Raw genomic sequence first — 12,276 nt, forward strand, 5'->3', positions numbered from 1 at the left:
GTGCGCATGGCGGTTCGACTAAATCCGCTTTTCCCAGAGGGGGAGCGGCGCCAAGGAAAAGGAACGGATCCCATGGCACAGACCGGTTTGGTCAAATTCTTCAACAGCGAAAAAGGCTTCGGCTTCATCAAGCCGGATGATGGCGGTCCGGACATCTTCGTCCACATCTCCGCCGTACAGGCTTCCGGCCTCACGGGGCTTGCCGATAACCAGAAAGTTTCCTTCGACACCGAGCCGGACCGCCGCGGCAAGGGTCCGAAGGCTGTGAATATTTCGGTCGCTGACTGACCTTTCGTTCCCGGTCGAACCGGAACGAACCCCGGCCTCCGAGCCGGGGTTTTTTGTTATCCCACTTCGATTTCTCCATACCGATTCAGGCCATAATTATACCGTGTTGACCGTTCAGCTTGCGTTCATACGGTTTTGGATAGACCTGCAATCAGGTTGGTATCGAAATACTGTCCAGCCGGAATATCCATGCTTCTGAAGGAGGCAAAAAATGAACCGCATTGTTAAGGCAGCAATTCTGGCAACTGCGTCGGTGGCAGCCGTGATAGCCCCCATATCGATGACCACAGCGTCCGCCGGCGACTGGGGCCATCGCGGCGGCTGGGGCCACCATCGCCACGGGTGGGACCGTCCGCATTACCGTCATCGCAATCGTAGCGGGGATGCGCTCGCAGCCGGTGCCATCGGCCTCGCCGCCGGCGCCCTGATCGGCAGCGCGCTGTCGCAGCCGCGCTACGTCGAAGAGCCGCGCGTCATCTATCAACCGCGCCCGGCCTATAATGGCGGTTACTATCCGGCCGCTCCGCGCCGTGTCGTGACCTATCAGCGCTCCGGCGGCTTCGAGCCGTGGACGCGCGAATGGTACCGCTATTGCGCCGACCGTTACCGCTCGTTCAACCCGCAGACGGGCACCTATCGCGGTTATGACGGTGCGGACCATTTCTGCACCGCCAACTGATCACTACTAAGGGAGTAAGGGAGTAAGGGAGTAAGGGAGTAAGGGAGTAAGGGAGTAAGGGAATGAAGCCGATTCTTCGGCCATTTCTGCCCTTATTTTCTGCCTTACTCCCCTATTCACTTATTCCCTTACTCTCTATTCCCCTATCAAAAACGGATTTGTCCGCCGCTCCTCGCCGAAACGTCCGCCTGGCCCATGGCCGCAGATGAAGCCTATGTCGTCGCCGAGTGGCAGGAGCTTTTCCCTGATCGAGCGGAGCAGTGCCGCGTGATCGCCGCCAGGCAGATCGGTGCGCCCGATCGAACCGTGGAACAACACATCGCCTACATGGGCGAATTTCGCATCCCGGTTGAAATAGATGACATGACCCGGCGCGTGGCCCGGACAATGCAGCACCTCGAATACATGGCTGCCGAAGGAAACCCTGTCCCCGTCCTGAAGCCAGCGGTCCGGCGTTACATTGCGGACGCCGCCGCTGATCCCGTATTTCTGCGCGACCAGCTCGAGATTATCGAGGAGGAATTTGTCGGCCTCATGCGAGCCGATGATCTCGACGCCGAGCGCATCCTTGAGATCGAGCGCGCCGCCTGCATGATCGATATGGCCATGGGTGAGCCAGATGGCCTCGATTGTGATCCCGTTGGAACGCACCGCTTCCAGGATCTGGTCCACATCACCTCCCGGATCGATGACCACACCCGTCTTGTCCTCGTCATCGAACAGAATCGTACAGTTCTGCTGGAACAGCGTGACGGGAATGATCAGTGCTTTCAGTTGACCCATGGACTGCCTCCGGTAGGAAAAGAAACGGGGTTTTGAATGGTTTTAGTATCTTTCGCCTTCGGACGGAAGCAGAACGGAAAACGGGCGGTCGAAGACCGCCCGTAAACCGTAGAGTGTGGCAATTCCCCTTTTGATCGGCCGCAACGCGAACGATCAATTTCCCATCCCAGCATTCTCGCATGGGCAGCCGGAAGGCCGATATCAGGCCTTATTCCGAGATGCCCATACAGTCTCGCTCAAGCCTTGCTGGCAACAGCGTTCTTGATCAGCCCGACAACAGCGGTCAGCACCAGTCCGCCGATACCGCCGCCGGCAATGTGGCCGACAACGCCGCTGAGCGCGGAATCAAGGCTGCCATTGGTCAGAAGCGGTAGAAGCTGGCTGAGCACGACGCCGCCGATGCCGCCTGCTACTGTATTTCCAGCAGTACCGAGACTGAGGTTCTTGGCTGCGCCGGCAATATTGCCGCCGACAGCACCCGAAACCAGCTGAATGATGATAGGAAGAAGAGCTTCCATAATTGTCACCCCGTCAAAGTGTTTCTCGCCAAAGCAGAATCTCCGGCAAGGTGATGTTGGACGGTTTACCGGCAAAGTCAAACCGGATCGCAGTTCAAAAAGAAAAATGCGACGGAAACTGCCGCATTTCTTGTTTAAAACTTAACAGATTATTCTGCTGCGGCCCGTTTTGGTTGAACTTCAGCCATATAATCGTGCATCAGGTTGGTGGCGACATCGCCGACGGTGAACCGATATGGCCCGATTTCGGCAACTGGAGTGACTTCCGCCGCCGTGCCGGTGAGGAAGCATTGCTCGAAATCTTCAAGCTCCTCCGGCATGATGACCCGCTCCACCACTTCGTAGCCACGGCGCCTGGCCAGGTCGATGACCGTGCGGCGCGTGATGCCGTCGAGGAAGCAGTCGGCGAGAGGCGTGTGGATGACGCCGTCCTTGACGAAGAAGATGTTCGCGCCGGTCGCCTCGGCCACCTGGCCACGCCAGTCGAGCATCATCGCATCGGCGTAACCCTTGGCCTCTGCCGCATGCTTGGAGAGCGTGCAGATCATATAGAGACCTGCGGCCTTCGATTTCGAGGGCGCGGTTTTCGGGTCTGGACGGCGATATTCCGCGATATCGAGGCGGATGCCCTTCAGCTTCTGCGCCGGATCGAAATAGCTTGGCCACTGCCAGATGGAGATGGCGAGATTGATCCGGTTGTTCTGTGCCGACACGCCCATCGATTCACTGCCGCGCCAGGCGATCGGGCGGACATAGGCATCCTCGAAACCCTGCTTGGCCAGAAGCTGGCGGGATGCCTCGTTGATCTCGGCGACGGAATAGGGAATATCGAAGCCGAGGATATGGGCGGATTCGTGCAGGCGCTCGGTATGCTCGTTGAGCTTGAATATCTCACCGCCATAGGCGCGCTCGCCTTCGAACACGGCGCTGGCGTAGTGCAGACCATGGCTCAACACATGCACCTTCGCATCCGCCCAGCGAAGGAACTCGCCATTCATCCAGATGGTACCTTGAAGCTGATCGAACGGAACGGATGCCATGTTAACCTCCAGGCGTTTTCATTCCCCAAGCATGATCCGGAAAAGTTGCAGACTTTTGCGATAAGATCATGCGGTTAAAAAATTTCCGGGTCTTGTGCGGTGCCGCCCGTTCCCGGTTACCAGACGGCAGACTATTGGACAAAAATGATTATATACGCAATTCAGAGAGGGATTATGTCTTGAAAAGCCGTACTAACTTTACGTTTCATTCAAAATATGGCCAACAGCTTAGCGAAAATTATCAGCGCGCCTAAATTAAGTCAATAAAGCTGACATATCTTTTCAGATGACCGGAGCCCGTAAAGTGAAGCGCACCAGGGACGCATCCTATATCACCGAGGCCCTTTCCAACGAGGACGCCGCGGATCTCAACATTATCGAGCTCCTGTTCTTTGCCTATCGGGACTTCACCGCCGATCCGGACCTGATCCTGGAAAAGATCGATTTCGGACGGGCGCACCATCGTGTTCTCTATTTCATCAACCGAAAACCGGGCATGACGGTCGCCGAACTCCTGGATGTGCTGAAGATCACCAAGCAGAGCCTTGCCCGCGTTCTCAAGCAGCTGATCGACACGGAGCACGTCGTGCAGGTGACAGGCCCGCGCGACCGCCGCCAAAGGGAACTTTATCCCACCGCAAAGGGGCGCGAGCTGGCGCTTGCCCTCGCCCTGCCACAGTCCCGCCGTATCGCCCGGGCGCTGCAGGAAAGCGGCCCCGACAACCGCGCGGCGATCGAACACTTCCTCAAAGCGATGGTCAATCCCGACCAGCGCGTGCAGATCGACAGTTTGCCCGCAGCAGGTTAGAATTCGTGAAGAAAGCAGGTGGCGAGATGATGAAGACAAAGGATGCCGACATGGTCATCGAAGAAAAACTGGTTACCGACGACGCACCGCATCTTCTCGTTGTCGATGATGATACCCGTATCCGCAGCCTTCTGTCGCAATATCTCACCGGCAGCGGCTTCCGCGTCACCGTGGCGGCGAATGCGGCGGAGGCACGGCGCAAGCTGGAAGGTATCGATTTCGACCTGCTGATCGTCGACATCATGATGCCCGGAGAGAGCGGCGTTTCGCTGACGAAATCGCTGCGCGAGCAGAAAGAGGTGCCTATCCTGATGCTGACCGCCCTTTCGGAGACCGACAGCAGGATCGACGGTCTGGAAGCGGGCGCGGACGATTACCTGCCCAAGCCTTTCGATCCGCGCGAGTTGATCCTGCGGATCAACAATATTCTTCGGCGCGGCGCGCCGCCGCTGCAGCCGAAAATCGAGCAGGTGGTCTTCGGTCCCTACACCTTCTTCATTCCGCGCAAGGAGCTGAAGAAGGCGGGCGAAAACATCAAGCTGACGGATCGCGAACAGGACATCATGGCGATCTTCGCCAAGCGGGCGGGCGAGACCGTACCGCGTCACGAACTGACAGGACAGGAAGGCGAAGTGGGCGAGCGCACCATCGACGTGCAGATCAACCGGCTGCGCCGCAAGATCGAGCAGGACCCGGCAAATCCAATCTGGCTTCAGACCGTGCGCGGCATCGGATACAAGCTCAGTATCGAATGAGACATTTCGCATCCATTGGGGCTAGCCGGGATTTTGGAGCGGTTCCTGTTTCGATGGAATCGCGAGGCGCCCCCTCTGTCCCGCCAGCATTTCTAAAAATGAATTGCTCCATATGAAATCGCTCTGGACGCAATTTGCCAGATGGCTGGCGCGCAAGATGCCGAAGCGGCTTTATGCCCGCTCGCTCATCATCATCATCGCGCCCATGGTGCTGCTGCAGTCGGTCATCGCCTTCGTCTTCATGGAGCGCCACTGGCAGATGGTCACCGAGCGCCTCTCGACGGCGGTCGTGCGGGATATCTCCGCCATCATCGACATTCTCGAGACCTACCCGCAGGATCCGGGATATGAAAACATCATCCGCATCGCCCAGCAGCGCCTGGCGCTCAACATATCCATCCTGCCGCCCGATCCCCTGCCCCCGCCCGGTCCCAAGCCGTTCTTCTCCATCCTCGATTATTTTCTGAGCGAGGAGATCACGCGCCAGATCAACCGGCCATTCTGGATCGATACCGTCGGCGATTCCGATCTGATCGAAATCCGCGTCCAGCTCGAAGACAAGGTGCTGCGCGTCTTTGCCCGGCGCAGCCAAGCCTATGCCTCCAACACGCTGATCTTCCTGATCTGGATGGTCGGAACCGCGCTGGTGCTGCTCACTATCGCCATCCTGTTCCTGCGCAATCAGATCAAGCCGATCCAGCAACTCTCCCAAGCCGCCGAAAGCTTCGGCAAGGGGCAGCCGATGCCGCAGGGCTTTCGCCCGCGCGGCGCCGAGGAGGTTCGCCGCGCCGGCCTGGCCTTCATCCAGATGCGCGAACGCATCGAGCGCCAGATCGAGCAGCGCACGGCAATGTTGAGCGGCGTCAGCCACGATCTGCGCACCATATTGACCCGCTTCAAGCTGCAATTGGCGCTTGCCGGCTCCAAGATCGATGCCGAGCCGCTCAACCAGGATATCGCCGACATGCAGACCATGCTGGAGGGTTATCTGGCCTTTGCCCGCGGCGAAGCCTCCGAGGAGCAGGGAACCTTCGATCTCGCCCGCCTTTTCGACAAGCTGGATGAGGAGGCGAAACTTCGCCAACGCGATTTCACCTCGCGGATAGAAGGCGACAGCATCGTGCAGGTCCGCCCCAACGCTTTCGCCCGCCTGATCAGCAATCTCGTCGCCAACGCCTTCCGCCATGCGCAGACGGTGGAGGTGACGGCAATCCACAGCGCAGCCGGGCTGACCGTCACGGTCGATGATGACGGGAGCGGCATTCCCGCTGAAAAACGCGAGGATGTCTTCAAGCCGTTCGTCAGGCTCGACGAGGCGCGCAACCAGGACGCGGGCGGCACCGGCCTCGGCCTCGCCATCGCCCGCGACATCGCCCGCAGCCACGGCGGCGACATCACGCTCCACGACAGCCCGCTGGGCGGCCTGCGCGCCATGGTGAGAATACCGGCCTGAGGCTTGGGATAGCTGACGCAGCCTGTCCGACGACGCTATATTTTCATCGTAGCATCAACGGTAACGCCGAGGATTCCTGTGACAATCACAGGAATCCATGCCTCGGCCTCTCCACCGCGTTAACAGTATGATGATCTCAAGGCCAAGCACATAAACGTTCTAAAACAGCTTGCCGCCGTTCGGCACCGGCTTATCGACGGATGCAAGCACGACCGCGCCCTCATCGTCCGGCAGGCCGAGCGTCAGCACTTCGGACATGAACGGGCCGATCTGGCGCGGCGGGAAATTGACCACCGCCAGCACCTGGTAGCCGACCAATTGCTCAAGCGTATAGTGCTTGGTGATCTGGGCCGAGGATTTGCGGATCCCGATCTCCTCACCGAAATCGATCTTCAGCTTGATGGCCGGCTTGCGCGCTTCCGGGAAGGGTGCGGCTTCGATGATCGTGCCGCAGCGTATATCCACCTTCTCGAAATCGTCCCAGCTGATCGTATCAGGCTTGCTCATTCCTCTATATCCCGAAAGGATTACGTGGCCGCGCGTCAGGCGTGGCCAACGGTTTCGAACAGGACGCTATCCAGCGCCTCGCGCGCCGAAACACCCGACCAGACGACGAACTGGAACGCCTGGAAATAGCATTCGCAGGCATCGAGCGCACTCGCCAGAAGCACTTCCACCTGCCGGCTCGTCGGCTCGGCGCCACCGGCCAGAAGCAGCGACTGGCGGAACATGACCGCGCCTTCTTGCTGCCAGAGGTCGAAATGTCCCATCAGCAATTGCTCGTTGATCAGCGAGAGAAGCCGCATGACTTCGTTGACGCGTGGCTCAACCACTTTGATATCGAACGCGCAGGCCAGATGGAGCGCCTCGAAATCTTCCATCCACGAGAAGGAAACGTGATAATCTGTCCACAATCCCGCCACCGACATGGCAATTTCATCGTCGCCTGTACGCTCGAACGACCAGTCGTTTGAATGCGCGACCTGCTCGATGACATCCACGGGATGCGCATCGCGAGCGATTTCAAGCTCAAGAAGGCTCATAACCATTTCCTGTATCTGGAGCAGACCTTCACAAAGAGGTCATACTCGAAATCTTGACGAGCGCACCACACGCCCGCCTGAAAGCACACGCAAACACATACTGATACTGGAGAACGGCCTGTAAGGCACTTGACCCGCTAACACCCCCCGCGCCGTCACCACATGACCCGGTTTCGAATCATGTAGTGTTTTCAGTCTATTGATGCTGAGTCACAGCGCTACCCCCTTTTCGAAAAGAGGCGCGAAAGCATGTGGACAGAGCCTGTCGCGCAGATTCACGCGGCACCTGTAACTGACTCTAAGACAAGGGTTTTTACTGTCCGGAGCCTGTTGATAAAATTTTAGGAATTATCTCTGGATTTTGACGAAGCAGAAGGCGATTTCGTCGATTTGGGCGCGGATTGCCGCTCGATTTTAGCAAGACGCGCTTCGAGCGCTTCGATCCGCGTGATGAGTGCACTGTTCTCGGTGCGTGCCTTCACGGCCATTTCGCGCACGGCCTCGAAATCCTCGCGCTGCACGACATCCATGGAATTGAGGATTCGCTCGACCTGTGCGCGCATGGCGGTTTCCACTTCGCGCCGGACGCCCTGAGCCGCTCCGGCCGCATCCGTCACAAGTTTGGCGAGTTCATCGAGCACCCGGTTCGTTCCGTTGGTCATGGCAAGTCACCTCTATTGAGCGCCCTAAAGGTCGCACGGCGCTGTGTGTGAAATAAGCCTCCATATTATGCGATGCAAGCACCGGATTGAAATCGTGATGAATTCATGCACCTAAGAGCTGCCTGACATGATGGCCTGACACGATACTTGACCGGCGCGGGATCGTCTTGCATGGTCCGCGCAATTTTCGGAGAGACCCATGATCGAGCCGCTTCTGCCGCTGTCCGCCCTCGCCTTTCCCGACATCGATCCGGTGATCTTCTCGATCGGCCCGCTGGCGGTGCATTGGTATGGTCTCGGCTATGTCGTCGGCATCCTCTTTGCCTGGTGGTACGGCAAGCGCCTTCTCTCAACCCCGCGTCTTTGGGCAGGCGACCAGCCGCCGATGAAACCGGATATGCTCGACGATTTCGTGGTCTGGGCTGCTCTCGGCGTCGTCCTTGGCGGCCGCATCGGCTACGTGCTCTTCTATAATTTGAGCTATTATCTCGCCAATCCCCTTGCCATTGTTGCGGTGTGGGATGGCGGCATGTCGTTTCACGGCGGCATTCTCGGCACCACGCTCGCCATGTTCCTCTTTGCCCGCTCGCGCGGCATCGGCGTGTGGAGCATGTTCGACACCGTCGCGGCGGGCGTTCCCGTCGGGCTCGGACTGGTGCGCATCGCCAATTTCATCAATTCCGAACTGTGGGGCCGTGTTACCGACGTCCCATGGGCCTTCTATTTCCCCAATGGCGGCCCGCTGCCGCGCCATCCCAGCCAATTATATGAGGCGGCGCTGGAAGGTCTCGTGCTTTTCACGGTTCTGTGGCTGCTCATCCATAAGAGCCTCAAGCTCAAGGTATCAGGCTATATCAGCGGCATCTTCGTCGCCGGCTACGGCCTCAGCCGGATCATCGTGGAATTCTTCCGCGAGCCGGACCCGCAACTCGGCTATCTCTTCGGTGGCTGGCTGACCATGGGCATGGTGCTTTCCCTGCCGATGGTGCTGATCGGCCTTTGGGCGGTGCTGCGCGCCAAGAATGCCGCACGCCGCACCCTGGCTTGATGATGTCGCGATGACGGCCCTGAAACAGCGCCTTGTCAGGCTGGTCGAGGCGGCAGGACCGATCAGCGTCGCCGAATATATGACGGCCTGCCTCGGCGACCGCGAGGCAGGCTATTACACGACGCGCGAGCCTTTCGGGCGCGATGGCGATTTCATCACCGCGCCGGAGGTGAGCCAGATGTTCGGCGAGTTGATCGGCGTCTGGTGCGTCGGCGCTTGGGCTGCGCTCGGCCAGCCGCAGAATGCAGTGCTTTGCGAAATCGGCCCCGGACGCGGCACGCTGATGGCGGATATGCTGCGCACCCTGGCACGAATTGCCCCGGCCTTCCTCCGCTCCGTCCGCATCGCCATGGTCGAGACCAGCCCGCGCCTCACCGAAATCCAGCAGCAAAAATTGAGCGGTGCTGCGCCGTCTATCAGTTGGCATCAACACATCGAGGATATCCCCGAAGGGCCGCTGATCCTCGTCGCCAATGAGCTTTTCGATGCGCTGCCGATCCGCCAGTTCGTCAAGATCAATGATCGCTTCGTCGAACGCCTCGTCACAACAGTGTCAACGGATGAGGGTACGGGCCTGGGCTTCACAGCAGGCGCCGGCTCGATCGATGCCGCACTTCTGCCCGATGGTCACATGCAGGCACCCGACGGCGCGATCTTCGAGGCAGCGCCCGTCCGCACCGCATTGATGCAGCAGATCGCTGAGCGCATCGGCGCCGGCCGGGGGGCCGCCCTTCTCATCGACTATGGTCATCTCGAAGCCGGCTTCGGCGACACGCTGCAGGCGGTTTCAAAGCACAAGCCGCAGGGCGTGTTCGAAAGACCCGGCCAAGCCGACCTGACCAGCCATGTGGATTTCGCCGCACTGGCCGAGACGGCGCGCGCCCTCGCCTGCCGGACAGGCACGATGACGCAGGGCGATTTCCTGATCGCCATGGGGCTGCTCGACCGCGCCAGACAACTTGGCGCGAACAAGGATGAAACCTATCGCGAGCAGATAAGGCATGATGTCGAACGCCTCGCCGGCCCCGACCAGATGGGGACGCTCTTCAAGGTGCTCTGCGTCAGCGATCACCAGAGCCGCATCTTTCCGTTCGACCGGCAATCGGAGTAGAATTCGCCCTCCGAAATGCAGCGATTGACTTCCCTTCCCCCCTCCCTCACCATCCCGCGCCTTGAGGAACCCCGCCGATGCCGACAATCGACCGCCCCGCCCCGATACGCTCGCCGCTGCTCGAAACCGGAGACGGCAAATACATTGTGCATGGCTTCTTCACACGCCAGGGCGGCGTCTCCCAAGGAATTTATCACGGCCTCAATGTCGGCGCCGGCTCCCATGACGAACCGAAAAACGTTGCGGAGAATCGCCGCAGGGTGGCCCATAGCCTTGGCGTGAAGCCGGAGAATCTCCTGACCGTCCATCAGGTGCATTCCCCCGACGTCATCACCGTTACCGGCCGCTTCGACGGCGAAAGGCCGAAGGCGGACGCCATGGTCACCAACACGCCGGGCATCGCGCTCGGCGCGCTCAGCGCCGATTGCGGACCGGTGCTCTTCGCCGACATCGAGGCCCGTGTCATCGGTTCGGCGCATGCCGGCTGGCGCGGCGCGATCGGGGGCATCCTCGAGAATACGGTGGAAGCCATGATCGCGCTCGGCGCGGATCGCTCGCGCATCGTCGCCGTGCTCGGACCGACGATCGGACCGGAGAATTATGAGGTCGGCCCGGAATTTTTCGCCGAATTCATTGCGAAGAATGCCTCCTATGCCCATTATTTCAGCCCGTCCCGGCAGGAGAACTATAAAATGTTCGACCTGTGGAGCTTCATCCTCGACAGGTTGAAAGCATCAGGCGTAAATGCCGATGCGCTCAAGAAATGTACTTATGCCGACGAAGCGCAATTCTTTTCCTATCGGCGCACCACCCACCGCAACGAAGCGGATTATGGGCGCCAGATTTCAGCCATAGCCATCGTGGAGTAGACTAATGGCCCTTCATTTCGAGCCGGAAGAATATACCGCACGCCACGACCGCCTGGTCCTGAAAATGGCGGAAGAAAAACTCGACGCGCTGCTCCTGTTTTCGCAGGAGAGCATGTACTGGTTGACCGGCTACGACACGTTCGGCTTCTGCTTTTTCCAGTGCCTGGTCGTCAAGGCCGACGGTTCGATGCTGCTCATGACCCGCTCGGCGGATCTGCGGCAGGCGCGCCAGACCTCCAATATCGAGAATATCGTGCTGTGGACCGACAGGGAGAACGCCAATCCGGCGATCGACCTGCGCAATATCCTCAACGAGATGGACCTGCTCGGCTGCCGCATCGGCATCGAATATCAGACCCATGGGCTGACCGCTGCCAACGGTCGCCTGCTTGATGAGCAACTGACTTCCTTCGGCAAGCTGATGGATGCATCCGGCCTCGTCGACCGGCTGCGGCTTCTCAAGAGCCCGGCGGAAATCGCCTTTGCCCGCAAGGCAGCCGGCTTGAGTGACGATGCGCTCGACGCTGCTTTGAAGATCACCAAGGCAGGTGCCAGTGAAGCCGATATCCTGGCCGACATGATGAGCGCGAACTTCCGCGGCGACGGCGATTTTCCCGCCAATGAATTCATCATCGGCTCGGGCCCTGACGCCCTGCTTTGCCGCTATAAATCCGGCCGGCGCAAGCTGACGAAGAACGATCAGCTGACGCTCGAATGGTCGGGCGTCTATAGGCACTATCACGCGCCCATGATGCGCACGATCCTGACCGGAAAGCCGTCCAAGCGTCACATGGAGCTTTATGACGCCGCCCGCGAGGCGCTCGAAGCCGTCGAAGCGGCGATGACCCCCGCCTGCACCTTCGGCGATGTGTTCGATGCCCATGCCAAGGCGATGGAAGCCCATGATTTGACCCGGCACAGGCTGAACGCCTGCGGCTATTCGGTCGGCGCACGCTTCACGCCGTCATGGATGGACCCGCAGATGTTCTATTCCGGCAATCCGGAGCGTATCGAGCCTGACATGACGCTCTTTGCCCATATGATCATCATGGATTCAGACAGCGAAACCGCGATGACGCTGGGGCGCACCTATCTGACCACAAGCGGCGCGGCCGAGCCGCTTTCCCGTCATTCTCTCGACTTGATTGTCAAGTGAATCGAAATCCTTATAAGTTGGCAATAGTATAGGTTGGAGATCAGCGGGGATCGCCGCAGCTTC

15 protein-coding genes are annotated in these 12,276 nt (G+C 59.3%); 9 read left to right on the forward strand and 6 right to left on the reverse strand.

Going from position 1 to position 12,276, the window contains the following annotated elements:
• The first annotated feature begins 72 nt into the window (after positions 1-72).
• Together C5748_RS03360 and C5748_RS03365 are read left to right on the forward strand one after the other, a co-directional pair.
• Positions 73-288, forward strand: a complete 216-nt coding sequence (locus C5748_RS03360) for a cold-shock protein (RefSeq protein WP_105740513.1) — start codon at positions 73-75, stop codon at positions 286-288.
• 211 nt (positions 289-499) lie between these two features.
• Positions 500-967, forward strand: a complete 468-nt coding sequence (locus tag C5748_RS03365; RefSeq protein ID WP_105740514.1) for a BA14K family protein — start codon at positions 500-502, stop codon at positions 965-967.
• Positions 968-1,102: 135 nt separating this feature from the next.
• On the opposite strand, the gene C5748_RS03370 is transcribed toward C5748_RS03365, so the two are convergent.
• The 3 genes from C5748_RS03370 to C5748_RS03380 form a co-directional block, all read right to left on the reverse strand.
• Complete coding sequence (locus C5748_RS03370; protein ID WP_105740515.1) at positions 1,103-1,750, reverse strand: MBL fold metallo-hydrolase; 648 nt, start codon at positions 1,748-1,750, stop codon at positions 1,103-1,105.
• A gap of 236 nt (positions 1,751-1,986) precedes the next feature.
• The gene (locus C5748_RS03375) at positions 1,987-2,268 is read right to left on the reverse strand and encodes a hypothetical protein (RefSeq protein ID WP_105740516.1); all 282 of its coding nucleotides are present in this window, start codon (positions 2,266-2,268) and stop codon (positions 1,987-1,989) included.
• Positions 2,269-2,417: 149 nt separating this feature from the next.
• Positions 2,418-3,308 (reverse strand): branched-chain amino acid aminotransferase, encoded by an 891-nt coding sequence (locus tag C5748_RS03380; protein WP_105740517.1) that lies wholly within the window; start codon positions 3,306-3,308, stop codon positions 2,418-2,420.
• A 286-nt stretch (positions 3,309-3,594) separates the two neighbouring features.
• Here C5748_RS03380 and C5748_RS03385 point away from each other — a divergent pair, with 286 nt between their 5' ends.
• From C5748_RS03385 to C5748_RS03395, 3 genes are all read left to right on the forward strand, one after another.
• Positions 3,595-4,116, forward strand: a complete 522-nt coding sequence (locus tag C5748_RS03385; protein ID WP_105740518.1) for a MarR family winged helix-turn-helix transcriptional regulator — start codon at positions 3,595-3,597, stop codon at positions 4,114-4,116.
• A 29-nt stretch (positions 4,117-4,145) separates the two neighbouring features.
• Positions 4,146-4,871, forward strand: coding sequence for a response regulator (locus C5748_RS03390; protein WP_105740659.1), 726 nt, complete (start codon positions 4,146-4,148; stop codon positions 4,869-4,871).
• A gap of 112 nt (positions 4,872-4,983) precedes the next feature.
• Positions 4,984-6,324 (forward strand): ATP-binding protein, encoded by a 1,341-nt coding sequence (locus C5748_RS03395; protein ID WP_105740519.1) that lies wholly within the window; start codon positions 4,984-4,986, stop codon positions 6,322-6,324.
• 159 nt (positions 6,325-6,483) lie between these two features.
• Here the strand turns inward: C5748_RS03395 and C5748_RS03400 are convergent, their stop codons facing one another.
• The 3 genes from C5748_RS03400 to C5748_RS03410 all read right to left on the reverse strand — a co-directional run bounded on the left by C5748_RS03400 (position 6,484) and on the right by C5748_RS03410 (position 8,029).
• Positions 6,484-6,831, reverse strand: a complete 348-nt coding sequence (locus tag C5748_RS03400) for a tRNA-binding protein (protein ID WP_105740520.1) — start codon at positions 6,829-6,831, stop codon at positions 6,484-6,486.
• Between the two features lie 35 nt (positions 6,832-6,866).
• Positions 6,867-7,367: a type III secretion system chaperone family protein gene (locus tag C5748_RS03405; RefSeq protein WP_105740521.1), complete on the reverse strand. Its 501-nt coding sequence runs from the start codon at positions 7,365-7,367 to the stop codon at positions 6,867-6,869.
• Between the two features lie 341 nt (positions 7,368-7,708).
• Positions 7,709-8,029, reverse strand: a complete 321-nt coding sequence (locus C5748_RS03410) for an accessory factor UbiK family protein (protein WP_105740522.1) — start codon at positions 8,027-8,029, stop codon at positions 7,709-7,711.
• A 199-nt stretch (positions 8,030-8,228) separates the two neighbouring features.
• On the opposite strand from C5748_RS03410, the gene lgt reads away from it, so the two are divergent.
• The 4 genes from lgt (at position 8,229) to C5748_RS03430 (ending at position 12,213) form a co-directional block, all read left to right on the forward strand.
• A complete protein-coding gene (lgt, locus tag C5748_RS03415) occupies positions 8,229-9,077 on the forward strand; it encodes a prolipoprotein diacylglyceryl transferase (RefSeq protein WP_105740523.1) in 849 nt (282 codons plus the stop codon).
• 10 nt (positions 9,078-9,087) lie between these two features.
• Positions 9,088-10,188: a class I SAM-dependent methyltransferase gene (locus C5748_RS03420; protein ID WP_105740660.1), complete on the forward strand. Its 1,101-nt coding sequence runs from the start codon at positions 9,088-9,090 to the stop codon at positions 10,186-10,188.
• A gap of 77 nt (positions 10,189-10,265) precedes the next feature.
• Positions 10,266-11,057, forward strand: a complete 792-nt coding sequence (gene pgeF, locus C5748_RS03425; protein WP_105740524.1) for a peptidoglycan editing factor PgeF — start codon at positions 10,266-10,268, stop codon at positions 11,055-11,057.
• Between the two features lie 4 nt (positions 11,058-11,061).
• Positions 11,062-12,213 (forward strand): M24 family metallopeptidase, encoded by a 1,152-nt coding sequence (locus C5748_RS03430; RefSeq protein WP_105740525.1) that lies wholly within the window; start codon positions 11,062-11,064, stop codon positions 12,211-12,213.
• The last annotated feature ends 63 nt before the right edge of the window (positions 12,214-12,276 follow it).

The organism is Phyllobacterium phragmitis (assembly GCF_002980495.1).
Taxonomy (GTDB): domain Bacteria; phylum Pseudomonadota; class Alphaproteobacteria; order Rhizobiales; family Rhizobiaceae; genus Paramesorhizobium; species Paramesorhizobium phragmitis.